This window comes from Pleurocapsa minor HA4230-MV1 (assembly GCA_019359095.1).
GTDB lineage: Bacteria > Cyanobacteriota > Cyanobacteriia > Cyanobacteriales > Xenococcaceae > Waterburya > Waterburya minor.
In genome coordinates this window covers 166,604-190,174 of record JAHHHZ010000021.1, presented here as the reverse complement: position 1 = coordinate 190,174, position 23,571 = coordinate 166,604, and the positions used below count along the sequence as shown (strand labels likewise).

Here is a 23,571-nt window from a genome sequence, read left to right as displayed (position 1 = left end):
AAGTTGTCAAATACTAACTGTTAAATACTAACAAAGTATTGCTCCTAACTATCTAATCAAAAGTCTGAGAACGTATCTTAGAGGTACTAGCTAAGTCAAGCGCAAAATCTTAATCCTTACTTGAGTTGTAAAAAAACTTCAAACTTAAAATTTTATGGTGTAGATTTACCAATAGGATATGATATGTTTTAACACATCAAGATGATAATTAATTGCAATTACTTGTGAATAGAGCTTATGCCGATTAACAATATTTTGACAGCAGGGGGCATTGTTAGTTATCCTTTGCTGGTTTTTTCTCTCTTAGCAGTGGCTCTGATCATTGAGCGAATTATCTTTTGGGTACGAATTAAGCGCAAGCAACGGCGTGTTGTTAAGGAAGCACTTTCTCTCTATCGCTCTGACTCTTTTGGTGCAGTAGCTAAATTAAAAAAGAATGCCCAATTACCCATCGCCCGAATTTTTTTAGAGGCTTTAGAGCTAGAAGAACCTACTGCCGATGAGTTTCGCTTGGCTCTAGATAGTGCTACCCAGGCAGAAATACCAACTTTGAGACGATTTGCTACTTTGTTTCAAACTATTGTTGCGGCTTCTCCACTTTTGGGACTGTTAGGTACGATTTTGGGCTTGATGGAATCTTTTTCATCGATGGATATAGGGAATGCCACTGGTTCTAACTCAGCAGGAGTAATGGAGGGACTAAGTGTAGCTTTAGTCTCAACGGTAATGGGATTGGTAGTAGCAATCTTCACGCTGTTGTTTGCCAATACTTTTCGGGGTCTATACTTACAGGAATTAGCATTAATTCAAGAATATGGTGGTCAATTAGAACTGCTGTATCGTCGTTTTCATCTAGGAGCAAGAAAATATGCGCCCCATTAATGAGCCTGAAGAGAATTTTGAGATTAATATTGTGCCGATGATTGATGTCATCTTTGCGATTTTGGCATTTTTCATGGTTTCTTCTTTGTCTCTAACACGATCGCAAGGTTTACCAGTTAATTTACCTTCAGCGCAGACATCCGAACCCAAACAAACGGCACAGATCAACGTTACCATTGAAACCGATGGAGATATCTTCGTAGACCGTCAGCCAATTGAACTCGCTCAATTAAAAGGCACATTGACGGAGAAAATTGCACCCAATTCAGATTCATTGGTAATTATTAACGCTGATGAAAAAGTCGAACACGGACAGGTAGTTAAAGTAATGGATCGTTTGCGCCAAGTACCAGGGGCAACCATGGCGATCGCAGCTACTAAAGAGTAAAGCAAAAGTTGATTGACGGGGAGACGGGGAGATAGGGAGATAGGGAGACAGGGAGATAGGAAAATAGGGAGGAGACTTTAATGATTTATTGTTTATGGTCATAATACACAATTTAAATGCGTTAAATGTGTACAAGCTTAGTTACTGACAAAATAGATTTAATCGGTCTAATAATTTTCTTTCCTGCTCGATCTACTCTGCCATAAATAGCCCGACCATTATAGTAAAGCGAGGCTGAACTTCCGCCATCGAGATTCATTGCCTTAACTGCACCCAAACTAGACATCACCGAACCCAGTTCAGGAATCGAGATACCCGAATTTAAAGGTCGATCTGAGTGTTGCGCTACCATAGCCAAGATAACGTCTCCAGCTTGAGTAATGCCTACTGCACTTCGAGCATTCAAACTATTATTGCCGATCGCATCGCGAATTTTTTCACCTTTTTGATAGGTAATAAAACCCTCAGCCTCGGAAGTATCTTGAGGTAATAAACCAGGCCCTCCCCCTAAAGACTCAATTAAGGTACAATCGTTAGGTATGGGTGCGGAATGTAGCTGAATATCGTATTGCATTGATCCAGCACAGTTATAGCGACGAAACTCAGCACGATTAAAAATTTTTCTCAAGTACTGTTTAAGATCGGGATTATCTACCAGTCTTTCATTAAAACGTGGATCGGCCACAATTTGCGATCGCTCGACGATAAAAGAAGTTGTCTTCTGGTTAACAGGGTCAAAATAACCACCATTAATCGCTGCCACAACCTGATCTTGAGCAAAGTCCGAGATGGGCTGTAGATCTCCTGAAATAACGGGACTAACTAGATAATTACTGTGGTGGGGAATTGTGACTGTATGAATAGTATATTGCGATCGCTTGATAGTTTGATAATTAAGTTGATTATCTGCGATCGATTGAGCTGGTCGAGATTGAATCGCAAGCAATAAGCCAAAGCCCAAGCAAACTAAAGCTAAAATAATTCTTTTAGGCTGTTTCATGAAGGGACTATCGTAATAAATAAATATAACTATTAATTGATATTTTGGCGTTGCTAAATTAAGTGTTGGTGAATGCGTAATGCTTATAAAATATTTTGTTCCCCTACCGAAAAGTAAAAATTGCTTATAGCTTATAGCTTATAGCTGTTTCCTGCGACATTATTTGGTCAGCAACACCGATATTTTTACCAGGATAGTAAATCAAGCCAACTCCCGCCCTATTTTTGTGGGTAATAATGGCTTTATCGGCAATTAATTCTCTAAGATGAATCTGAATCATCGATATGGGACGATTAAGAATACGTTTAATCTCTTTGATGGTTATACCCGTTTTTCTGGCTTGTATTAGCTGTAATAATTGTTCTTGAGTACTCATACCAGGACTAGCGCTAATAATCTTTATTTCAATCACGAAATCATCTTCCTGCAAGCATTAACTAAAGCGAAGGTCAAAAGTTGTTAAATTTTTCTCAAATGACAAAAACTGGACAACAGCAAGAACCTAGGGCTATCCACGCAGTTATATCCCTTGGATTAAGTAATGGCGACCGAAAATATACGTAAACTAGAAATCTTGAAGGTAACTTTACATGTAATTACTAGTCTCGCTAATTAGCTAATTAATAGTGCTATGACCAATCAACCTCAAATCTCAGCTTTTGACCGTGAAATGATGCAGAAATGTTTGCAGCTAGCTCAACGTGCAGCAGGACAAACATCACCCAACCCTTTAGTCGGTTCAGTTGTAGTTAAAGATGGCGTAGTGATTGGATCTGGTTTTCATCCAGGAGTTGGACAACCCCATGCAGAAGTATTTGCCTTACAAGATGCAGGACAAGCTCAAGGCGCAACAGTATATGTCAACCTAGAACCCTGTAATCACTATGGGAGAACTCCCCCCTGTTCTGATGCATTAATTAAAGCGCAGGTAGCAAAAGTAGTTACAGGCATGGTAGATCCCGATCCTCGCGTTGCTGGCGGGGGAATTAAAAAGCTACGGGAAGCAGGAATCGAAGTTATCGTGGGGGTAGAAGAAAGCGCCTGTCGTCAACTAAATGAAGCCTTTATCCATCGGATACTGCATCAACAACCCTTTGGCATACTTAAATATGCCATGACTTTAGATGGCAAAATAGCTACTGCGACTGGACATAGTGCTTGGGTGAGTAGTAAAGCTTCCCGTCATCTCGTACATCAGGTAAGAAGCACCTGTGATGCTGTAATCATTGGGGGAAATACAGTCCGCCAAGACAACCCCAGTCTGACTACTCATGGTGTTACCGAACACAACCCGTTGCGAGTTGTTATGAGTCGTAGTCTCGATCTACCCTCTAATTGCAACCTCTGGCATGACAATTTAGCTGACACTCTTATCTTCACTGAAAATAACGATCCTGCACAGCAGCAAAAACTACTCAGTGACAATACTCATATTATTACCGTTGCTGCACTCACGCCAAAAATAGTAATGGAACATCTATATCAAAGAGGAATCTCCAAAGTTCTTTGGGAATGTGGCGGTACATTAGCAGCTAAAGCGATCGCCGATGGTACAATTCAAAAAGTAATGGCATTCATCGCGCCTAAAATCATTGGTGGCACAGACGCACCATCCCCTGTCGGTAACTTAGGTTTCAACCAGATGACAGAAGCATTGCAATTACAAGATGTTGACGTTAAGGTAATAGGTTCAGACATTCTACTCGCAGGATATTTATAACTTACATAACTTATTGTTCACGCAGATATTATTTCTTCCGCCGTTATTTCAAATCCTGGAAATGTATTAGAACCAATCGCTGATTTTCCAGTAAATATAGTTTTATTGTAGCTACCATCTTCTAGAACCAGAACGGTTATTTTCTGTTCCATGGGGTCAACAATCCAATATTCAGGAATACCTGAGTTTTGATACTCAACTACCTTCTCGGTATAGTCTCTAGATAGTTGCTCTCTACCAGGACTAACTATTTCTACCGCCAGCATAAGGGGTACTTGAACCACAGCCGAGGCATTATCAGGTATACTACGCCATACTTCGCCGTCAATTACGCTCACATCAGGTATACGAGCTTTATTTAACCCAGTTCTTACTCCGATACCTGTAATCACCTCAATATCCAATTTTTGGCGAGATACGAAATCTTCAAACAGTCTTACTAAAAAACGACTGATTTTAAAATGTTTTTTAGCTGGTGGATTCATTACTACTAATTCTCCATCCACCAACTCATAACACTTATCTGTACCATCGTCATAATCTAGATATTCTGCAAAAGTTATTTTTTTAGTGGGAGTAGTAACCATTTCATTTCCTTCATTATTAGCTGAAACTGCACCCAAATACTTGATGGTTCGCTGTTTGACCTTACCATTTTGATCTCGATACCCTTCAACTAAGTATTGGTACTCTTTTCCCTTCACTTTTTTGGTGCGGATATATGCCATAGCTTTGTTGTGCCTAACTATTTTAGCAGATTCAAAAAAAGCAATTTACCTTAAATTTACTTTAACTTTACTTAAAAATCAGTGTCTTTACCAATTTACGTAGCTCGATCGCGCCAACTATATTGGGACAGTAATTGTATAAATGGCAACAAGTATAAGCAATATTTAATCCCTGATTATTTTGCCGATCGACATAGCCCGAATACTACAAAATATATTTTAAATTTTATCGCCAAGAAAATCCTTAATATGAAAAATAAAGAGTTATACAAACTTTTAAAAAAAAACAAATCTAATGCTGGTTTTACTCTAACTGAACTCTTGGTTGGTTTATTCATGAGTATTTTTGTTATTGGTGCGTTGGGTTTTGGTCTCATGACAGTATTAGCAACTAGTCAAAGTGAAACTTCAAAAGTAAAAGCCAGAACCGAAAACTCCCGCGCTTTGGATTTTATTTCTGACGAAGTTAAACGAGCTAGAAATATTGAGACAAATGTAACTATTGCTAATGTGAGTGGTACTGGTGGCACTTTCAGTCTTACAGATTCTGATGGAAATCCGAAAACACCAGTTTTTGCATTAGATATCCCAGAAATAAATTCTAGAGGAAAAATAGTCTATTATCTCAAATCAACAGGTCTAGAAAATTGGAAAGGACCTCAAGTGTTATATAGATGGGGGCCACCATTGAACGCGAATGGTGAATATACTGCTGGCACATGGACAGAGCAAGCATTAATTGATGGTATTAATGATACAACCGTAACTTCTCCTTGTTCTACTGGAACAGTTACCCCAGCTACTCCTAAAGGTTTTTATGCTTGTATTACTGGCACAAATACAGCGCAGTTATTTCTCACAGGACAAACCAAAACTGCCAGTGGCGTAAATAATGATAGCCAAACCAATGACAGTCAAGTTGTAGCTAGAGCTAGAGAAACTCTTGCAAATAAAATGGATGATAATACATCTATTAGCTGGAATGTTGAAGGTTTAGGAGGAAACTATAAATGCAAGGATGTTAATGTTGCAGGTGTTACTACACCAGAATGGTGGCATATGCGAACTGATTTTAGTAATTCTGCAACTCCTGATACAGATCCTAATAAAGTTAGTTGGACTCAAAATCCAAATATCACTACACAAGCCCAACCCCAACCAATTGAAATAAAAGATAATCAACCGCTAACAATTACTTCTAATCCTTTAAATGCAACAGGTTGTGACAGTAGCTCAGCTTCAGTATCACACACCATCAACTTTGGTAATCCTAAAACATTTAATGGTTATTGTGATGCTAGTCGTGGTTCAGGAAGTTGTCCCACAGATGCTAGTAACCCAACTAGGGTTAATGGTGCTATTGGTATTACTAATGAAACTGTTCAATTTTTTAAACAAGGTTCTAGTGTTCCCCAATATGGCACTAATGCATTAGGGCAAGAAACTCTAGGCAAGTTTTTATATAATAAGGGTTGGGCAATTATTGATAGTGCTAATAATACTACTACAGGCACCCTGGCCGAAATATTAAACAACCGAGACACAAAATTTAAAATTCCAAGTTCTGTGGATGATATCAACGCCTATAAAAATTATATAGACTCATTAGCAAGTTTGACAGCAGAACAAAAGACAGCAGAAAAGGCAAGATTAAAACTTTTAGGAGAGGATCAACGAATTATTGGGTTTGAAATTGGTGTTCATGCTGATACTACGAAACCTGGATTTGATTTACAAGATAATATCTTTATTGTTACCTCAGATGTATTTAAACAGAAATTTGCTCCTAGTTGTTTTTCTGGTACTACATGCTCTCCTGCTACAGGCAAACCACCAGTAACATAAAAATATTAATTTTTGCTTGTTGGATAATCGGTAATCAACTATTTATAGTTCATTATTCGGTAGATGACTATTTAGAATGGTGTGCTGAATTAGGAGAAGAACCAGACAAACCTTAGTATTTTTTGTAGTTATCTCAAAAGTCAAACCAAAAGAATATTTGCGTAGGGGCGATATGCCTAACAGTTTTTCAACCTTGGGCAATAGGTTGAATTTTTTCCAGTTGTTCTGCTTCTGCTGCTTGAGTATGATAAATTTCCCAGGCATTTTGCAAATTAAGCCAAAAATTGGGACTGTTACCAAAGAACTTCGGTAATCGCAGCGCATATGATATTATGTACAGAATATATGTACAAAAAAGATGTTTCCTATATCTACTTCTTATACTGATGCCAGACAAAATTTGGCTACCTTGTTAAATCGAATCGAACAGGAAAACGCGATCGCTCTTATTACTAGAAGAGGGCATAAGGATATTGCTATTTTACCTGCTGATGAACTGACTGCTATTTTAGAAAGCTTACATTTATTGCGATCGCCTAAAAATGCCGAGCGATTGTTTGCAGCCCTAGAAGAATCTAGAGTTCGAGATAAACTGCCTGATGAATTAATTGAGAGCGAAAGTTTGTCAGAATTAATCGATGAATGCCAACCGTAAGATTATTTTTAACCCAAGGTTTCGGGAAGATTTAGGCTGGTGGTTTAGAAAAGACAAGGCTAAAGCCAAGAAAATTTTAGATTTGATAGAAGCAGTGACTGAAGACCCGTTTCAAGGTATTGGTAAGCCTGAACCCTTGAAGCATATAGCAAGTGATGTTTGGTCGAGAAGAATTACTCAGGAACATAGGTTAGTTTATCGAGTAACTGAAAGATTTATCGAATTTTTGCAAGCTAGGTATCATTATTAGAATACTCAAATTTTTTACCATCCTCTGCAATTATGGACTTCTTTTGGGCGATCGCTTTTATAATAAAGACTAAGTTTTCAGCTATCTATTGAGTTGTTTTACAGTCGGGGGGGGAAATTGAACCAGTTTTACTGCCTTTGTAATTACCAACTCTTTTAATCCCAGTACCAAGGGCAATCGCAAAGCATTTTTGCAAATCTGTATGATCTGAAGATAAGACGATAGTACCCATTCTAGTGTTACTGCCCTTATAGGAAAAAGTGATATTGGTTGTGCCTGTAAAGTTGGAGCGGATGGTTATTTTGTCACTAATACTGCGATCTCTTAACAAACAACCCGCAGTATTTGCCGTAATATTGTTAGTGCTGAGATTAATATTAATCCGACAGGATTTACCTCGAACCATAGCCAGCCTTTGGGTTTCGTTGATTGCGCCTAATAGCTGTTGCAATGCCTCTTCTAATCGATAGCGACTAAGCAAGCCCATAAAAGAGGGAGAAGCGATCGCAGCTATAACTCCCACAATGACAAGAGTAACTAAAAGCTCTGTTAGCGTATAACCACGATTGATTTTGAGGCTTTTCTTTAACATTAGCAATTATAGTAATCTTTTTAATTACTACAGTTTGTGGCAACTGGTGAAGCGGGAATAGTTCCTGTATAGTTCCCTGAACGCAGAGTCGCAAATAAACCCTCAAGCACTATACACTTTTGATCAGGTGAGCCATTAGACATAGATACAACTAAAGTCGGGGCAGTTCCTCCAGTGATGTTGCCTTTACCCGAAAAAACAATGGATGTTGTATTTGAGCTAAGTTGAATTGAGTTATCTATTTTTTTCAAATCTCGTTCACTTAATAAACAACCACTAGTTCCAGAATTAGAAATAGTTTTATTAGTACTGCTTATAGCTATAGTACATTGCTTCCCTCTGCGCAATGCCTGTCTTTGAGCTTCTTTTAACGCTCCTTCAACTTGTTGTGCTGCATCATTAATTCGATTGCGATTGAGCAAACCAAGAAAGTTAGGAGCAGCGATCGCAGCAATTACCCCAATAATGATAGTAACTACCATCATCTCAATCAGAGTAAAGCCAGAACTAGATTTACGGACAGCGTAAAGCGACATCGGGTATAATCTCCACATAAGTTTCTGCGATCGGTTCATCTCCAGCATCAAGAGATCCACCATTTTTATTTTTAAAATCAGTGCCATCCCAATTCCACACTTGATATCCAACTTTTAAGGTGCGGTGGGGAGCAGTACTATTATTAGTTGTACTACTAACATGAAACCTTCTTAAAGCAAGCTGTTTACCACCTGTGCTAACCGAACCATCCGAGTTAATTTTTTTGCTCAGGGTCTTGGTTTGAGTCGTAGTGGGAATAGCACGCCACAACGCATTAGCGTAACTATTTTCATAAGCTGTGTATGTAGGTATCGCAACAGGTACGGGAGGAGTCGCTGATGGTGCAGCAGCTATTGCAGAAGTATCTACTGGATTGCAATATGGACGAGTGGCTATAGTTGTTGTACTTGCTACAGCGCCTGGCGTTATCGTGCTACCTAATCGATTAATCCTTTCAATATCTTCTTGAATTAATTCATTAGCTCGTTGCTTTTCTTGTGCCTGAACTTTCATTGCCATTGCATAGACCAAACTTTGCATGGATACAGCAACAAAGAGTAAAGCAATTATTAGCGAAATAAGAATTTCTAGGGTAGTAAAGCCTGCTTCTTGTCGAGGCGTTACTTTTTTAAATTTAAACAATAACAACAATAACAGTTTATTCATAAGAGTTTAATTCACCTGCTCCGTTTTCCAGTTAGTCGGGCTACCAGTTATAGGCCTAGGAGTTCTGCTAGCAGTTGTACTATAAAATCTGTATCCTCTACCTGAAGTCGAAGGATCATCGGGGGTTGCTACTCTCGTAATCATGTCTGGGGAAATATTTACGGTAGCTGTACTATTAACAAAGTTGTTAACCCAAACAGAACCATTAATATTCACAATTCCGCTTCCCTCAACAGTTAAGGTACTCTGGGGAGCATGGATAAAACCATTAATAGTTACAGTTCTACCACTCGCTACTTCGATGGTGATGCCGTGATTACCATTAACGTATATTTCAAAAGTATTAGAATCATTAGCAACGGGACTAGTGCTACCAATTTTCACATTTTGACCTGTTCCAACAGTGTTTGTCGCTTCGATTTTCAGAGGTCGATTTAATAGCATAGTGGTTCCAGCAATACCATCAGTCAGTAAATCTGTATCTGTATATGTCAAAACTGATGTATCAGTGGGATCAGAATCATAATAATAGCGACATTTTTTGATATTAGGACAATCTTTACTAGCAGCTACTATTGGTGGGCCTACTTCTATTGGTTTGTAAGTTTTATCAGTAGTAGAAGCAAAAATAACTTTTTTATATTGAGTAGTCACCCCTGCAACAGTTCTGGGTTCTGTAACAGTGGAAGGAAAATTATTCACAGAGCCTGTCGTTATAGACCATTTACTTTTGGCATCGGCTATATCTGTTGTAATTTTAGTGATTGGAGGTAAATCCCGACTGTCGCTAATCACTGGTCTTGAAGTAGACGCTAGGGCAGAAAAATTTCCGCATCCATCTGCCGTGCTTGTGGCTGGGTCTTTAATTACCACATTACCATTGCCAATAGTTAAATTACCTAAAGTTGGACTAGTACTACCAACCCACAAGGCAGGGGCAATCGTATTCATATCCTCAAGGTTGATGCGGACAGGAATTTCTGCTTCGATTTGCGCTTCACTGCCATCGGGAGCTGTACCTTTAACAGTTAATATCCCTCTGGCATTACTGTTATTTGTATCATTGGTTGAGTCGAAAGTATCGTTGGTATTACTATAGTCATATGAAACTAAAGAATAAGAGCCAATATTGAAACTATCAGTATTGTCGCCATCATTGTTAAGTACCTGACCATCTTCCGCCAGAGCAATTGTATTGGCGACGTTTTCGGTTAATGAAGGGAAATAATCATCAGTAGTCGTCGTCTCATTTGTATTGTTATTACAAATTCCAGTTAGCGTTCCCCACTGACTTGAATCATTTATTGCTAATCTTCGGTTGCGATCTAAAGTCTCTCTATATCGAGCAACTCCGACTTCGGCGATCGCTAAAGCATCAGAGCGAGAATTTTGAGCAATAGCAGTTATGTTTTCTTCATTGGCAATAGTCATGCTGACTGCCCCTAAGAGGATCATTACTAACCCCAGGGCAATAACCATCGGCAAGGTAAATCCTTCATCCCTGGCACGACGCTGTAATAGAATTTTTAATAATAAAAGTTTCATCTAAAAGCTAGCACTTACAAATAGGTGTCAATCAAGGTACACAAGACCTCGCCTTAAGTCTTACCTAAAGTACCCAAAAGAAGTGCGATCGCGATCACTGACAGGTCAAAAAAGTTTTAGTAATGATTTTTGGGTAGGGGCGAATGGCCATTCGCCCTTACAAGATGTAGCTATACTTCCTAATTACTTTTAAGACGCTCACTAATACTATTTAACTTTGCTTGGCTGTTAATCGGCGAATGAGGGGCTGGGAGTTCCGTGTTGGGCCAATTATCCAAGTCATTACAGACACAATCGAGGGATGGAGTATTCCCCACCTCAACCATTGGTATAGGCATTGCACATCTGGCACACTGATCGATTGTCCAGGCTGGGGTCAATAGTTGTTGGATCGTAGTTTCTCCTCCAACCAAATAACAGTCTTGACCATTAACGCTCATGATTTTTTGCCAACACTCTTCAAACTCTGCGGAAAAGCGATCGCCTTGAATAACTTTTTGCGGTAACAGTTCGGCTTCACCATTGCGCCAGACTAGCTTTTTGCCTAATTGAAACCAATGAGCAAGATAGTTTTTTACTTCTGTTGCCGATGCCATATTGTTTCCCTCTCTGTTTAAATTTAAATAGTTATGAATGCTAGGGATAAAAAATAAAAGTTAGTTTGACAATATCTAAACAAGATTGATTCGTCAGCACAAATCAGCACAAATATTTAAAATAATGGTTGACTACAAATTATTAAATTATTGCTTCTACTTACGATCATAGTGGCAGACTAGATAAAGACAATAACTCGGCAGTTATATTCCATATTTTTTTAATGGTTCACCCAAAACACTAAGATTGATTACATGACCTCCTGCGACTAGATAGGTTGTATCAGCTAAATTGCCTACCTGACGGGATAAATTCCCCAAGCGATCGCGAAATAGTCTACCCAAGGGATAAGCTGGGACGACTCCCCATCCTGTTTCTTCCCCCACTAAGATGGTCGTTGCTGCTGTGGTTTGCAGACTAGATAAAAAACACTCTTTGGCAGTTTGCCACGCCGATTCTTCAGCTTCGAGCAAATTTGCCACCCACGTACCCAAAGAGTCAATCAATAAACAGTCTGATCCCTGAGCTTGTTTTAGGTATGATGATAAGTCAGTGTTTGCTGTGATGGTATTCCAGCTTGTAGGTCTTCTCTGTTGATGTTTTAAGATTCTGGCTTGCCATTCGCGATCGCGAAGCGTACCCGAAGGGTAATCGCGATCATCTGTTGTGGCGGTAGCAACGTATGTAACAGATTTCTGGCTTTGCTGCGCCAAAATTTCGGCAAGTTCACTTTTTCCTGAACTAGAAGCACCTGTGACCAAGATGATTTTTTGGCTATCAAACATTTCAGCTACTAAAAATTACTCACTCAATTAGGTTTACACTTTCAAATATAAGTGTGTTAGCCGATTTTTAGCTCATTTTTTAAACTAGCGAAAATAAATAATATATTGCCTTAGCTATGATCGCGAAGGAATAAAGTGTTAAAAATTTCAGAAAACTCTAATATCGATTTTTGATTGTTATTTTAGCTGGTGATTTTAGATTGACTAGATTACGCTCTTGTTTTTGCTCAACTAGCTTACAAAATACTAGAGTCAAAAAAACATAATCAAGCCCACAGTAGCGGTAATCTTTCCTATCCTGCCATAATCATAGCTAAAATAGCGAAATATTTCTTATTTTCCTCTAACATTTTTGAAGAGCAAAAGTCAAGATTTAACTTAAAGTGTTGAAAAGTAATTGTTGCCCCAAAGAACTGAGATTTTAAAATTGAAGGTGTAAAAACCGCCAAAATATTTTTTAGGCAAAATCAGTGGTTTGTAACATTAGGCTTAATCAACTAAAATAAAAAAACTGAACATTATTAAAAAAAACCAATTATCACCATAAAATTGTGACAAGAGGGAGAATAAACGGTATATTTTTTAATAGAGTCAATTAACACCAAATAAAATACCTAAAAATATTTGGTATCAACAACTAAGTTAAAACTAAAATTAATTATGAGTGAAGCTGCTACAGCAACCTTAACAGGAAAAGCCTTATTGCAAAAAGTCAAAGAATTATCTCATTTACCAAGGCGTGAAACTGCTAAAAAATGTGGATACTATACAATTACTAAGGATAATCAAACAAGAGTAAACCTCACTGATTTTTACGATGCAGTGCTTGCAGCGAAGGGAGTCCCCCTAGATCCAGAAGGAGCAAAAGATGGTCGTGGACGTGAACCTACTTATCGAGTTAGCGTTCATAAAAATGGTCAAATTGTGATTGGTTCTACCTATACTCAAGCAATGGGTCTAAAAGAAGGTGACAAGTTTGAAATTAAGTTAGGCTACAAACATATTCACCTTAAACAAATTGATGGTGAAGACAATGATGCAGCAGATAACAATTAATAGCTGAGCAGCGTGTTTGATCGATTACCCTTGGCTCTTCAAATCGTAGCAATGTACTATCATCTAATTGAATTATTAATCTGATGAGTGCATCATGGTTTAAGGTTCTTAGCTTGCTTGGAGTATGGACTATCATCTGGTTGCCCATTGCCTTACTAGTATCTCGACTAATTAACTGGCAGCCGAAAGAACCTCTAACACCAAAGCAAAAGTTAATTTTATTAGCCTCTCTCTATATTCTTGCCCCTGGAATAATTATCTGGAAGGTTAAAACAGAATTTTTAACCTTTGCAGATCTTGGTTTAAGCCTAACTCCTGATGACTTGCGGTATGTCTTATTAGGATTAGGCGCTAGTTTAGTCAGTTTAATCCTAGTTTTTAGCCTCGAATCTGTGGGTAATTTAATCACTTGGCGTTGGCAAAACTTGAGACAAATTCCCAGTTTGTTGTTGCCAATCTTGAGTTTGAGTTTACTAATTAGTCTAGTAGAAGAACTAATATTTCGTGGTTATATATTTATTACTCTACTAGCTGATAATTCATGTTGGCTAGCAGCGATCGCCTCCAGCGTAATTTTTGCTGCTCTGCATTTAATTTGGGAAAGAAAACAAACCTTGCCACAGCTTCCAGGTTTATGGCTAATGGGGATGGTGTTAGTGGCAGCCAGAGTTTTAACTAATGACACCATTTACCTAGCTGTAGGACTTCATGCAGGCTGGATTTGTGGTTTAACCTGTCTCGATTCAGCAGAGTTATTAACCTATAAACATCAAGATCATTGGTTTACAGGCATGAAACAACAGCCTTTAGCAGGGATGGCTGGAATACTTTGTCTGGGGATTACGGGATTAGGGCTAGGGATTTTTAACCTATTAACTAATTACTACACACCTTACTAAACAACTATTAAAGAATTAAGTAATCACTAATTAGTAATCAGTAATTACTAATTTGAGTCTTCAACTGAGGTAAGACAATTTCGCAAGGGCGATTAACCCCCTGAGAAACTTCGCCTGTAGTCACTCGGTTGACATCACCGTGAGTAATTAAATTTCCCTGATTGAGTAAGCCATAGTAGAGTACGTAAAAACCCATTTTTTTGGTCTCACTAATGACTTGTTCGCGAGAAGACTTATGTTTCCACCAGTGAGGATCGGCAATTTCTGGTGAACTAGGAGTTGAATAGGCGGTAACTTCGATCTCATCCCCCAGTACTTTATTGAAGCTCCAGATACCCCGTCGTAGATGATAGCGATCGGATACTAAGATAATTTTATCTACAGGATCTTTAATTTCTGTTAACTTGCGTTTGAATGCTTGCGCTTCATGAAAAGTACTTTCAACTAACTCGCCACAGTATAAATCTTCAGTGGGGATTTTGTATCTAGCAAATATATTGTGATATTCGTTCAAATCTTCGACGGTTTCATCAATTCCTGCTGCGTAGTAGATTGCTTGAACTTTTCCGCGCTCGTACAGCTCAATTAAAGTTGTTAAACGGGCGTTGCTACCTGAGAGTAGAACAGACATATCTCCTGTCGGATTGCTTTCTCCCGCAGCCAACCACTTGCCATAGTTAATTGCGATCGGTTTCCAAGTAATGCTGGCGATCGATAATAAGCCTAAAAAAGATATAAGTGATATTTTATATTTCTTGGGCATCTGAGCAAACAGCTTTTTCATGGCTTGACATCAACCAAAACTATAACAAAACTTCTGCTAGACTATGGGACAAATTGAAAATGCGACCGCAACTTTCAGCGTGCCAAACCTTTAGCTTATCATTAATGTTCCCTGCAACCAACGGCCCCATAAGATAGAAATTTTGCTGCGCTTCAAAATTTTCGTTCATCTCAAAGCCAGCATGAGAATCATTAGGAGTACAAATACCCTGTTGAATCAAATTATTAATTAGGGGTGAAGATGATTGAGTTAAATCTTGAAACCCAGCGCAGTTAATCACTACTTGGATAGGAGTGGTAAATGTTTTTGTTTGGCTGCTGGGGGTAACAAATTCAAACCCAAACTGATTTTCCGTCAGAGGTATGATGTGGGTAAATTTACCTTGAATAAATTCTAGTTTGCCCTCAAGCATCAGCTTGTCTGCAACATTAAGATAATCTAACCCTGCGCGTCTTTGAAACTTGCCTATTTTGACACCATATTCGATCACAAATTGTTTTTGTTCTGGATAACTAAGCTGATTAAGAGCTTTAATTACCTTTCGAGAAATAATGGTGTAAGTACCATCAATAGTTTCATTATTGGCTAAAGCTGCTGCAACATCCTGTCGGACGGCTTGATAAATTTGTTTAGCGGTAAAATCTGACTGCTGTATCAGTAGATCTAGGTTTTTAGGCACAAAAGTTTCAGACACAGGGGCATCAATAATCGGATGGGGAAATGCACCGCTGGGAGAAACAACCACAAACTTGCTGATTAATTTTGCTAGTTCTGGCAAGTTGTTAAGGCTGTAGATCGTTTCTAGCGCACTCGCATTTGAGCCGATAATAAGAACTTGTTTTGCTTGGCTAGAATCAGCCTGTAAATGCTTAAGAATAAGCTCAAGGTTACTATTTTGAGAAGGTTCATACATATCAGCAATCGAGCAAACTTTATCTCCAGAAGGCGATCGCTCTAAAGATTTTAATTGACTAAAGAAAGCTGTTTTGTTAGGTGGACTACCGATCGCCAAAACTACTTTGGTAGCGAGGAAGGAATGAGGTTCTGTGGTGTCAATTTGATAAGCTGTTGAGTGCTTTTGAATCTTACTGACATCTGCTTTAATTAACTCGCACTGCAAATAATTTTGGGCTGCTGCTTGCTCTAATAAACTTACTACACGCTCTTTTAAGTACCAACCAAATAAGTATCGCGGTACAAAAATTTGCGACCAGTTATTCTGCTCCATTGCCTCTTGATAAGATTTTAGCCATTGGCTATTTAAAATACCTGATCTTTTTTGGAGACTGGAGACTACAGAATTGTAATTGGCTCTTAGCCAATCTGTAAAGCGATCGCACTCTGGCTGAGGTAGAAACTCTTTGAGCGCAGTAATAATCAGAGATTGTTGACCCGATCTACTACCATAGGGAATACCTGTCCAAAACTCCCCAGATTTATCGAAAACTGCCACTTTAATCGTTGGTTGCTGCTCTTTTTCTGCTGTTGAGGCTAGTTTTTCTGTAAGTAAAGAAAGATAGTGAATTAGGGTATAAGCACAGGATATGCCCGCCCCCACAATTGCCAGATCGTAGGTACAGTTTGCGGACGGAAAAAATTGAGCGGATTGTGGAATTTGAGTGTCAACTACACTTTCATTCTGTAATCTTTGCATTTGGGTATTGCTAAAATTAATCTAAAATTGAAATTTTTTAGCCAAGTCTATTAGTTGAGCAAAATGGGGTAAATTTTCAATGTAATTTAAATGTAATGTTTTATGCAATGACAAATCTGCATAATTAAGTCAATAAACCTAGCTAACTTAAATAGTTAGATAAAGATGCATATTAGAACTATAAAGTGTATTAGTATTTAATTAAATCACAAAAGTTATTAAATTGTAATAATTTAAATTGCTCGGCAGACTGAGGGTAATTTAACTCTGCATTTAAATGTGAGTGTTTCGATGGAGTGATGATTAGATTATTCATGGTTGAGCTGCATTAAATTTAACTTAATATGATGAAAACATGATAAAAACGATATTTACTGAGCAGCCTAAAATTAATCAAATTGAGGGTAAGTAATGATATGCCAAAGAAAAGTTCAGCAGGAGCATTTGTTAGTGGTCTGATGATTGGTAGCGCCATAGGTACTATAGTCGGATTGTTGGTTGCACCACGTACTGGAAAAGAAACGAGAAAAGTAATCAAAAAATCAGCTGATGCTTTGCCAGAATTAGCTGAAGATTTAACTACTAGTATTCAACTACAGGCGGATCGTTTTTCAGAGAGTACCTTAGAAAATTGGGAAGAGACTTTAGCAAGACTAAAATTAGCGATCGCCACAGGTATCGAAACCAGTCGAGCAACCACTAAAGCTACTAGACTAGATATAAATCGAGATTTAAACTCGACCATGACCGATCGCCTTTAGAATTAAAGGATGCTGACTGCTCAATTTTTATGATAGATCCTTTATTTTGGCTAGGACTTTCCTTACTTCTAGTCTCTTTTAGCCTATTTGCTGTTTTACTCGTAACTATTCCGACTCTACAAGAAGTGGGTAGAGCTGCTCGTAGTGCTGAAAAACTTTTTGATACTCTAAATCGGGAGTTTCCCCCTACCTTGGAAGCAATTCGTCTGACAGGAAAAGAAGTTGGCGAATTAACCGACGAGCTTAATCAAGGTATTAATAACGCAACAGGAGTAGTGCAGCAGGTCGATCGCGGATTAGTCGTGGCGAAACAGCAAGTACAGCAAGTGCAGCAAAGTAGTTTTGGGTTGGTTGCTGGAGCAAAAGCTGCTTGGAAAGTATGGCGCAGTCCTAGAGCAGATATTTTAGATGCTCCCCGACGAAAAGGTTTTCCTGTCGAAAAATTTCAGTCAAATCGCGATCGTCAGAATTAATAATGTTTTTTTAACTCAAAAGCGATCAGTGGTTGTTTAGAGTTGGTTATAGCAGTCGAAGTAAAGGTTAGGACAATAACGAAGTGCGACGCGAAGGACGCGAGCTTGCGAGCTAATCCTTTAGGGCTAGTCCTTTAGGGTATCCTTTAGGATAAAAACTTTATCTCGCGCAAAGGCGTTTATCCCGCTTAGTTTGGGGCAAAGACGCAAAGAGACTAGGAGATGTCTTAATCTATCGTTCGATGGCTATAACTAAAGTGTCCATTGCTCGAAAAGTTGAACGTAATCATAACGACTATGAATAAAAGCTATAATGAACTATAAAAAGTAGCTTAATTAAACTGCGATCGATTAGACAAATGGCTAAATTAACGCAACGACGTTGGGAAAACATTGGTGGTAATTTTTACGTAGATAGCACTTGCATCGATTGTGATACCTGTCGCTGGATGGCACCAGAAATTTTTACCGAAGCAGGGGAACAATCAGCCGTATACCACCAACCGAGTAATGAAATCGAACAGCTTAAAGCGATGCAAGCATTACTATCCTGTCCGACAGCTTCTATCGGTACGGTAGAAAAACCCAAAGATATAAAAGTCGCACAACAAAGCTTGCCAATTTTATTGGCAGATAATGTATATCATTGTGGCTATCATGCAGAAAATTCTTACGGTGCAGCTAGTTATTTTATTCAAACAGCGGCAGGTAATATTTTAGTTGACTCGCCTCGATATTCTCCTCCTCTAGTGAAAAGATTAGAAGAAATGGGAGGAATACGCTATTTATATTTAACCCATCGAGATGATGTTGCCGATCATCAAAAATTCCACGATCATTTTCAATGCGATCGCCTTCTGCATATTGATGATGTTACTTCAGATACCAAAGATGTAGAAATTCAACTTGAGGGGATCGAGCCAATTCAATTTAGCGACGATGTTGTAATTATTCCCGTACCTGGACACAGTAAAGGACATACAGTGCTACTTTACGCTCAAAAATTCCTTTTTACAGGCGATCATTTAGCTTGGTCAAAATATCTCAATCATCTTTATGCCTTTCGCGCCTATTCCTGGTATTCATGGACGGAACAAGTGCGATCGATGGAAAAATTAGCAAATTACTCTTTTGAGTGGGTATTACCAGGACATGGTCGTCGTTTTAAAAGCGATCGCGCCACTATGAAACAACAAATGCAAATCTGTTTAGATTGGATGAAGAACTCATGAGTGTTAGTCAATGGAGCAAATATAATTAGATACGATTAAAAGACCTGTAATCTTGACTGGGTTAAAACAATCATTAATCTAAAATCTAAAGTCTGGTTGAATATTTGTTCTGTTTTCTTGCATCCACCACTACTAATAGCTGATAATCTTAGAGTAAGGTAAATAAATGTAACGAAAATAAGAACACTTTTATAAAGCCGAATTTGGATACCAATAATTTTTTAAACAAAATAATCATGGCCAATAAGTTTATACAGCGCTCCTTGCTAATTTTAGGAGCTTGTTTACTGGTTTTAGTCACTTGGTTAACTCCCCCCGCTTTAGCAGTTAACAATCCAGAATTATTACCTAGTGAAGTCACTCCAGTGGTCGATTTGGCTAACTTATTGCCAGAGTTACAGGAGGAGTCTTTAATTGAAAATCTCGAAGACTTTGAGGCGCAAACAGGCTGGAAAATGCGTGTTTTAACTCAATACGATCGCTCTCCTGGTCGTGCAGTCAAGAAATTCTGGGGTTTAGATGATAAAAGTATTTTGCTAGTGGCTGATAGTAGAGGCGGAAATCTACTAGCTTTTAGCATTGGTGATGCTGTATATGAATTACTGCCTCGTAACTTCTGGATTGAGCTTCAGACTCGTTTTGGCAATATGTATTATATTCGCGAACACGGTGAGAATAATGCCATTGTTGAAGCTTTAGAATCAGTCAAAGGATGTTTACTTAAAAACGGTTGCAATGCTGTACCTGGATTACCGCAGGAGCAATGGATTTTGACCTTAATTAGTTCGATTGTCGGTGGGGTGATCTTAGGTGTAGCAGTTATTCCTCGTAATAAAGATCAGGTGATTGCTTGGCAGTGGGGTCTAATTATGTCTCCACTGTGGGGGATTCTGTTTATTGCTTTTGGCATGGGCCCTGTGGTGATTCGTACTCCTGAATTTTTACCTCTATTCCGTAATATTATCGGGTTTATGTTGGGTGCAGTAGTGGCTTTCTTGTCTCCCTCTTTTATGAACAGTTCCACCTCAGATTCAGAAACATAGTGAACTAACTGACATTACCCACAGAAGAATTGGTAACATCAGTTACGCACTCTTAAGCAAATGTAGTTGAAACATAGCTTGTGGTAAAGCTGTAATATAAATGCGATTTCTTAAAGCAATATCTGGAAGGATGAAGGACAGTTTAAACGGTTTTATCGGGCATTGATTCAGGCTCTACCCATTGTTCCCAATCCGCGATCGCCTCAAGGATTGGCTCAAACTATCATTAGACAGGTAAAATCTGGCATTCCTCACAGCTATTAAAATGATTTTATAGCTGGTTTGCTTATTGGTGCATCAACTAAGCTAGAGTGGGAAGTAGAACCTTGGATTCCTCCCCCCATGTTTATCGAGTATTTGTCGGATACAGCTTAAGCAACAATTTGTTCTGAATGGCCTTGCCCATAAACTTTTGTCGTATCAATGGTAGTTATTCCTGCATCTACAGCAGCTCGAATCGCCCTAATACTTTCGCGATCGTCAATTCCTGCCCACATTTTTTTTCCTGCTTGCCATGTTGCCATGAGAATTGGCATTATTTGAACTTTTGATGTTCCTAGCGATCGCTTTTCCATTTTAGTTAATTAAATACTCGACAATTTAGCTTGACTAAAATATATCAAGCAGTTTAGTTAGCAAGCTTGCTTGACCGAATTGGCATAAATAGCAATCTGCGCTCGATTACGTAAATTAAGCCGATTGAGAATATGAGTAACATGACTTTTAACTGTCCCTTCAGCAATATAGAGTTGTTGAGCAATTTCGCGGTTAGTACAACCAGTCCCAATTAAATTTAAGACATCTATTTCTCTAGCAGTTAACTCTGCTAGTTCAGGCTGTTCGGGTTCCGTATCGCTGCGATTGCTAACTATTCCGTCAAACATTTTTTCCATCAGCCCAGGGCCCATTTGGCTGTAGCCGCGAGCGACTAATCTAATCGCCTGAGCTAACTCTTCTACGGGCATATCCTTGAGCAAATATCCTTTGGCTCCTGCTTTAATTGAATGGGCAATATAATCATCTTCATCGAAGGTACTAACAACCAAAACCTTAATCTCGGGAAATCGCTGAGAGATAATTCTGGTTGCTTCTCTGCCATCCATGACAGGCATTCTAATATCCATCAAGATGACATCTGGTTCTAAAGCTTCTACCTGCTCAATAGCAACTTGACCATTATTCGCCACGCCAACTACTTGGATATCTGACTCTAGATTTAACATTGCCCGTAACCCTTGGCAGACCAGTTCTTGATCGTCTACTAGTAAAACGCGAATCATAATTGCACACTCCATATTAATTAGAGAACAAAACTTGAAAAATAAATTTTAGACAGAATGTTCTTCTAATTTGTTTGATACTTCTATTCACTATCTGTATTTAGATTGGGAGCATCCCATTTATGCAATGAGTAAAAATTGCTGAAACTTCGGAGTGCCTATTTAAATAGTGACACCGCTTTGAGTATTTCTGCTTAGTCAAAAAGTAGGATGCTCCCATGATCTTATTAGATTTTAGTTTGGTTGCTGATTTCTTAAGCTCATAAAACTCAGTTCAAAACTGATGAATAACCTTATATATAACCGTACAAAATTAGCGATAGACAATTAGGGTGATAATAAGCTTAAGTTTCGAGTATTCGTCTTTCATCACGAGATTTTAATATTGCGATCGCATTTGAATATAATTAAAACTAATTATCGGGCTGTAGATTATTAAATAATTCTTCCCAGTTAGTATTACCTTGTTGTTGTTCATTGACTTCAAAAGTTTTGTTAACCGCCGAAGCCGAATTCAGTGACTGGATACAGAGTTCAGCGATTGCATCTCGGCTAACCTGTCCCCTTAAATTATCTCCTTGTTCGGCATAAAGAATTTTATCCCCAGGTTGTTCGGTTAAGGCACAGGGACGAATAATAGTGTAGGTTAAATCGCTAGATCTAATAGCTTCTTCGCCTCGCAATTTCCAAGTTAAAATCCCTCCCAGTTGCTCATTCATCCTGACTGCGGGGGGTTCTTCGGCTAAGTTAATTCCTGGACGATTCGGGCGAGTAACTCCTGCTGAACTTACTTGAACTAATTGGGGTTTGACTTGACCACCATAAGCCTTGATATATTCAACCTCCAGCTTAAATGAGCCTGCTTCAAACTGAGGATTTAGTTCCCCGTCGTATTCAAACTTGCTCAACATCAGTTGCATCGAATAGATTTTTGCGGAATCAAACTGACTAGCTTCTTGGACAGTTTTGGCGCGGAATACGGGAATTAGATCCTTAAAGGGAATCCGCACAGTTGTGGGATAATCATGAATCGTATCAAAGGAATAGCAGTAGCCTACTCCATCCCATTTACCTTCGCAGCGAGTAATAAATTTGTAGCGTTTGCCATCTCCAATTACCCTCATTTCAATTCCTTGATAATCAGATAAATCCATCGGTGGTGTAAAGTTGCGAGTTCGGACTGAAGCAAAACCGCCGTTATTCTCTGTCGAAACAACCCCCGCAAAGATTGCCTTATTGTCTGCTAAACGAATTTTGCTTTGGCTGACTCCTCCCATTACTACATCATCTACTGCACCCCAAATTTCTGATAAATCGTTAGTAGGATGAGCAAAATCAAAGATCATTTGTTCTCCTCTAGGAGGAAGAGACTGCGAGATTACCTGGACTAAATTTTTAATTCCCTCGTACTCTACCAATTCTGGAATATCAACCACTTCTGGCAAATAGAATTTAATCCCTTGATAGTATTTCTCTCTGTTAGGGGTGTCTCCTTCCACTGGTTGAACTTTCGTACCTGTACAGCAAATTACGGCACTGATTCCCTCCATCATGGCTGGTTTAAGAGTATCAGCAATAGTTAGATCGGCCTCAAATAGTTCTACCTGTTCTCCCAAGATAGCTTTAGCTCGTTCTGCATCTCTAACTAATGCTCGGACATGGTAATTGCGAGCCAGTAACTTTTGTACTACTCGTTTACCCACTCCTCCCGTTGCGCCAGCTACCAAAATTGTCATTTTTGTCTGTTGATAAGATTGTGATGAGCTATTTTGAAACAATCGTTGCCAGAGATTAAAATTAGGCACGATTTCAAAAAAGGTTAATGTTTGCCAAAGCTGGCTTAATTTCCACTTAGCCACAGTATGATCGAGAAGTTTTGATTAATCTAAAAAAGACTTCATAGTTATCTTAGTACCAAATAAAGTCTTCTTGAATGTGGCGATCGCACTTTTACAAGAAATCTAGCCTTCATTACGTCTGAAAAGCTATCCTAAAGGATTCCCTAAAGGGCGACATATGCGTAGCGGTATCCTTTAGGACGGAGTTAGTACTCTTGCGGTATACACCTTCGGACGATGCGCGACGCGACGTAAGGAGCTAGTCCTTTAGGAAAGCGAGTCCTAAAGGATAAGCTCCGCAAATGCGACACGAAGTTAGTCCTTTAGGGCTTTAGTATAAGCTTCGCGTCATAGCCATTCG

At 38.8% G+C, this 23,571-nt stretch carries 26 protein-coding genes; 12 read left to right on the top strand and 14 right to left on the bottom strand.

Annotated features, from left to right (window positions below):
• The first annotated feature begins 237 nt into the window (after positions 1-237).
• Together KME09_13110 and KME09_13105 are read left to right on the top strand one after the other, a co-directional pair.
• Positions 238-882 carry a MotA/TolQ/ExbB proton channel family protein gene (locus tag KME09_13110; GenBank protein MBW4534867.1) on the top strand — a complete coding sequence of 215 codons (645 nt, stop codon included), beginning with the start codon at positions 238-240 and terminating at the stop codon, positions 880-882.
• Complete coding sequence (locus KME09_13105) at positions 869-1,270, top strand: biopolymer transporter ExbD (protein ID MBW4534866.1); 402 nt, start codon at positions 869-871, stop codon at positions 1,268-1,270. Before KME09_13110 ends, KME09_13105 begins: the two co-directional genes overlap by 14 nt.
• 121 nt (positions 1,271-1,391) lie before the next feature.
• On the opposite strand, the gene KME09_13100 is transcribed toward KME09_13105, so the two are convergent.
• Together KME09_13100 and KME09_13095 are read right to left on the bottom strand one after the other, a co-directional pair.
• Positions 1,392-2,270, bottom strand: a complete 879-nt coding sequence (locus KME09_13100) for a phosphodiester glycosidase family protein (protein ID MBW4534865.1) — start codon at positions 2,268-2,270, stop codon at positions 1,392-1,394.
• Positions 2,271-2,394: 124 nt separating this feature from the next.
• Positions 2,395-2,682: a winged helix-turn-helix domain-containing protein gene (locus tag KME09_13095; GenBank protein ID MBW4534864.1), complete on the bottom strand. Its 288-nt coding sequence runs from the start codon at positions 2,680-2,682 to the stop codon at positions 2,395-2,397.
• Positions 2,683-2,901: 219 nt separating this feature from the next.
• On the opposite strand from KME09_13095, the gene ribD reads away from it, so the two are divergent.
• A complete protein-coding gene (gene ribD / locus KME09_13090; protein MBW4534863.1) occupies positions 2,902-3,990 on the top strand; it encodes a bifunctional diaminohydroxyphosphoribosylaminopyrimidine deaminase/5-amino-6-(5-phosphoribosylamino)uracil reductase RibD in 1,089 nt (362 codons plus the stop codon).
• A 17-nt stretch (positions 3,991-4,007) separates the two neighbouring features.
• Here ribD and KME09_13085 read toward each other — a convergent pair whose 3' ends face one another.
• Positions 4,008-4,718, bottom strand: a complete 711-nt coding sequence (locus KME09_13085) for a Uma2 family endonuclease (GenBank protein MBW4534862.1) — start codon at positions 4,716-4,718, stop codon at positions 4,008-4,010.
• 81 nt (positions 4,719-4,799) lie between these two features.
• On the opposite strand from KME09_13085, the gene KME09_13080 reads away from it, so the two are divergent.
• The 3 genes from KME09_13080 to KME09_13070 all read left to right on the top strand — a co-directional run bounded on the left by KME09_13080 (position 4,800) and on the right by KME09_13070 (position 7,468).
• On the top strand, positions 4,800-6,563 hold the full coding sequence (locus KME09_13080; protein MBW4534861.1) for a hypothetical protein: 1,764 nt from the start codon (positions 4,800-4,802) through the stop codon (positions 6,561-6,563).
• Between the two features lie 358 nt (positions 6,564-6,921).
• A complete protein-coding gene (locus KME09_13075; protein ID MBW4534860.1) occupies positions 6,922-7,218 on the top strand; it encodes a type II toxin-antitoxin system prevent-host-death family antitoxin in 297 nt (98 codons plus the stop codon).
• Positions 7,202-7,468 (top strand): Txe/YoeB family addiction module toxin, encoded by a 267-nt coding sequence (locus KME09_13070; GenBank protein ID MBW4534859.1) that lies wholly within the window; start codon positions 7,202-7,204, stop codon positions 7,466-7,468. The genes KME09_13075 and KME09_13070 overlap by 17 nt, the downstream gene beginning before the upstream one ends.
• 85 nt (positions 7,469-7,553) lie before the next feature.
• Here the strand turns inward: KME09_13070 and KME09_13065 are convergent, their stop codons facing one another.
• The 6 genes from KME09_13065 to cobU all read right to left on the bottom strand — a co-directional run bounded on the left by KME09_13065 (position 7,554) and on the right by cobU (position 12,190).
• Entirely contained in the window at positions 7,554-8,060 is a 507-nt protein-coding gene (locus KME09_13065) for a type II secretion system GspH family protein (GenBank protein MBW4534858.1), read from the bottom strand.
• A gap of 20 nt (positions 8,061-8,080) precedes the next feature.
• The gene (locus KME09_13060) at positions 8,081-8,644 is read right to left on the bottom strand and encodes a GspH/FimT family pseudopilin (GenBank protein ID MBW4534857.1); all 564 of its coding nucleotides are present in this window, start codon (positions 8,642-8,644) and stop codon (positions 8,081-8,083) included.
• A complete protein-coding gene (locus tag KME09_13055) occupies positions 8,574-9,263 on the bottom strand; it encodes a hypothetical protein (GenBank protein ID MBW4534856.1) in 690 nt (229 codons plus the stop codon). The genes KME09_13060 and KME09_13055 overlap by 71 nt, the downstream gene beginning before the upstream one ends.
• A gap of 6 nt (positions 9,264-9,269) precedes the next feature.
• Positions 9,270-10,808, bottom strand: a complete 1,539-nt coding sequence (locus KME09_13050) for a hypothetical protein (GenBank protein MBW4534855.1) — start codon at positions 10,806-10,808, stop codon at positions 9,270-9,272.
• Between the two features lie 179 nt (positions 10,809-10,987).
• Positions 10,988-11,404, bottom strand: a complete 417-nt coding sequence (locus KME09_13045; protein MBW4534854.1) for a hypothetical protein — start codon at positions 11,402-11,404, stop codon at positions 10,988-10,990.
• Positions 11,405-11,608: 204 nt separating this feature from the next.
• Entirely contained in the window at positions 11,609-12,190 is a 582-nt protein-coding gene (cobU, locus tag KME09_13040) for a bifunctional adenosylcobinamide kinase/adenosylcobinamide-phosphate guanylyltransferase (protein ID MBW4534853.1), read from the bottom strand.
• A gap of 660 nt (positions 12,191-12,850) precedes the next feature.
• Between cobU and KME09_13035 the strand changes: the two genes are divergently transcribed.
• On the top strand, positions 12,851-13,246 hold the full coding sequence (locus KME09_13035; GenBank protein MBW4534852.1) for an AbrB family transcriptional regulator: 396 nt from the start codon (positions 12,851-12,853) through the stop codon (positions 13,244-13,246).
• A gap of 83 nt (positions 13,247-13,329) precedes the next feature.
• Positions 13,330-14,145, top strand: coding sequence for a CPBP family intramembrane metalloprotease (locus KME09_13030; GenBank protein ID MBW4534851.1), 816 nt, complete (start codon positions 13,330-13,332; stop codon positions 14,143-14,145).
• A 37-nt stretch (positions 14,146-14,182) separates the two neighbouring features.
• Here KME09_13030 and KME09_13025 read toward each other — a convergent pair whose 3' ends face one another.
• Both KME09_13025 and KME09_13020 read right to left on the bottom strand, forming a co-directional pair.
• Positions 14,183-14,929 (bottom strand): YdcF family protein, encoded by a 747-nt coding sequence (locus KME09_13025; GenBank protein MBW4534850.1) that lies wholly within the window; start codon positions 14,927-14,929, stop codon positions 14,183-14,185.
• A gap of 19 nt (positions 14,930-14,948) precedes the next feature.
• Positions 14,949-16,583 carry an FAD/NAD(P)-binding protein gene (locus KME09_13020; GenBank protein MBW4534849.1) on the bottom strand — a complete coding sequence of 545 codons (1,635 nt, stop codon included), beginning with the start codon at positions 16,581-16,583 and terminating at the stop codon, positions 14,949-14,951.
• Between the two features lie 416 nt (positions 16,584-16,999).
• Here KME09_13020 and KME09_13015 point away from each other — a divergent pair, with 416 nt between their 5' ends.
• From KME09_13015 to KME09_13000, 4 genes are all read left to right on the top strand, one after another.
• Positions 17,000-17,344 (top strand): YtxH domain-containing protein, encoded by a 345-nt coding sequence (locus KME09_13015; GenBank protein ID MBW4534848.1) that lies wholly within the window; start codon positions 17,000-17,002, stop codon positions 17,342-17,344.
• A gap of 29 nt (positions 17,345-17,373) precedes the next feature.
• Complete coding sequence (locus tag KME09_13010) at positions 17,374-17,817, top strand: hypothetical protein (GenBank protein ID MBW4534847.1); 444 nt, start codon at positions 17,374-17,376, stop codon at positions 17,815-17,817.
• 359 nt (positions 17,818-18,176) lie between these two features.
• The gene (locus KME09_13005; protein ID MBW4534846.1) at positions 18,177-19,049 is read left to right on the top strand and encodes an MBL fold metallo-hydrolase; all 873 of its coding nucleotides are present in this window, start codon (positions 18,177-18,179) and stop codon (positions 19,047-19,049) included.
• 236 nt (positions 19,050-19,285) lie between these two features.
• Positions 19,286-20,092, top strand: coding sequence for a TPM domain-containing protein (locus KME09_13000; protein MBW4534845.1), 807 nt, complete (start codon positions 19,286-19,288; stop codon positions 20,090-20,092).
• Positions 20,093-20,463: 371 nt separating this feature from the next.
• Here the strand turns inward: KME09_13000 and KME09_12995 are convergent, their stop codons facing one another.
• The 3 genes from KME09_12995 to KME09_12985 form a co-directional block, all read right to left on the bottom strand.
• Entirely contained in the window at positions 20,464-20,667 is a 204-nt protein-coding gene (locus KME09_12995; GenBank protein MBW4534844.1) for an aldo/keto reductase, read from the bottom strand.
• A 57-nt stretch (positions 20,668-20,724) separates the two neighbouring features.
• Positions 20,725-21,372, bottom strand: coding sequence for a response regulator transcription factor (locus KME09_12990; protein MBW4534843.1), 648 nt, complete (start codon positions 21,370-21,372; stop codon positions 20,725-20,727).
• A gap of 413 nt (positions 21,373-21,785) precedes the next feature.
• Positions 21,786-23,231 (bottom strand): CIA30 family protein, encoded by a 1,446-nt coding sequence (locus KME09_12985; protein ID MBW4534842.1) that lies wholly within the window; start codon positions 23,229-23,231, stop codon positions 21,786-21,788.
• Between the last annotated feature and the right edge of the window lie 340 nt (positions 23,232-23,571).

What these genes read in the sequence shown, in the direction of transcription:
- KME09_13050 (MBW4534855.1), bottom strand. Translation starts at nt 10,808, where the DNA reads ATGAAACTTTTATTATTAAAAATTCTATTACAGCGTCGTGCCAGGGAT.
- KME09_13025 (MBW4534850.1), bottom strand. Translation starts at nt 14,929, where the DNA reads ATGAAAAAGCTGTTTGCTCAGATGCCCAAGAAATATAAAATATCACTT.
- KME09_13105 (MBW4534866.1), top strand. Translation starts at nt 869, where the DNA reads ATGCGCCCCATTAATGAGCCTGAAGAGAATTTTGAGATTAATATTGTG.
- KME09_13015 (MBW4534848.1), top strand. Translation starts at nt 17,000, where the DNA reads ATGCCAAAGAAAAGTTCAGCAGGAGCATTTGTTAGTGGTCTGATGATT.
- KME09_13035 (MBW4534852.1), top strand. Translation starts at nt 12,851, where the DNA reads ATGAGTGAAGCTGCTACAGCAACCTTAACAGGAAAAGCCTTATTGCAA.
- KME09_12990 (MBW4534843.1), bottom strand. Translation starts at nt 21,372, where the DNA reads ATGATTCGCGTTTTACTAGTAGACGATCAAGAACTGGTCTGCCAAGGG.
- KME09_13020 (MBW4534849.1), bottom strand. Translation starts at nt 16,583, where the DNA reads ATGCAAAGATTACAGAATGAAAGTGTAGTTGACACTCAAATTCCACAA.
- KME09_13045 (MBW4534854.1), bottom strand. Translation starts at nt 11,404, where the DNA reads ATGGCATCGGCAACAGAAGTAAAAAACTATCTTGCTCATTGGTTTCAA.
- KME09_13075 (MBW4534860.1), top strand. Translation starts at nt 6,922, where the DNA reads ATGTTTCCTATATCTACTTCTTATACTGATGCCAGACAAAATTTGGCT.
- KME09_12995 (MBW4534844.1), bottom strand. Translation starts at nt 20,667, where the DNA reads ATGGAAAAGCGATCGCTAGGAACATCAAAAGTTCAAATAATGCCAATT.
- KME09_13005 (MBW4534846.1), top strand. Translation starts at nt 18,177, where the DNA reads ATGGCTAAATTAACGCAACGACGTTGGGAAAACATTGGTGGTAATTTT.
- KME09_13070 (MBW4534859.1), top strand. Translation starts at nt 7,202, where the DNA reads ATGAATGCCAACCGTAAGATTATTTTTAACCCAAGGTTTCGGGAAGAT.
- KME09_13000 (MBW4534845.1), top strand. Translation starts at nt 19,286, where the DNA reads ATGGCCAATAAGTTTATACAGCGCTCCTTGCTAATTTTAGGAGCTTGT.
- KME09_13055 (MBW4534856.1), bottom strand. Translation starts at nt 9,263, where the DNA reads ATGAATAAACTGTTATTGTTGTTATTGTTTAAATTTAAAAAAGTAACG.
- KME09_13100 (MBW4534865.1), bottom strand. Translation starts at nt 2,270, where the DNA reads ATGAAACAGCCTAAAAGAATTATTTTAGCTTTAGTTTGCTTGGGCTTT.
- ribD (MBW4534863.1), top strand. Translation starts at nt 2,902, where the DNA reads ATGACCAATCAACCTCAAATCTCAGCTTTTGACCGTGAAATGATGCAG.
- KME09_13110 (MBW4534867.1), top strand. Translation starts at nt 238, where the DNA reads ATGCCGATTAACAATATTTTGACAGCAGGGGGCATTGTTAGTTATCCT.
- cobU (MBW4534853.1), bottom strand. Translation starts at nt 12,190, where the DNA reads ATGTTTGATAGCCAAAAAATCATCTTGGTCACAGGTGCTTCTAGTTCA.
- KME09_13085 (MBW4534862.1), bottom strand. Translation starts at nt 4,718, where the DNA reads ATGGCATATATCCGCACCAAAAAAGTGAAGGGAAAAGAGTACCAATAC.
- KME09_13060 (MBW4534857.1), bottom strand. Translation starts at nt 8,644, where the DNA reads ATGCTGGAGATGAACCGATCGCAGAAACTTATGTGGAGATTATACCCG.
- KME09_13030 (MBW4534851.1), top strand. Translation starts at nt 13,330, where the DNA reads ATGAGTGCATCATGGTTTAAGGTTCTTAGCTTGCTTGGAGTATGGACT.
- KME09_13010 (MBW4534847.1), top strand. Translation starts at nt 17,374, where the DNA reads ATGATAGATCCTTTATTTTGGCTAGGACTTTCCTTACTTCTAGTCTCT.
- KME09_13065 (MBW4534858.1), bottom strand. Translation starts at nt 8,060, where the DNA reads ATGTTAAAGAAAAGCCTCAAAATCAATCGTGGTTATACGCTAACAGAG.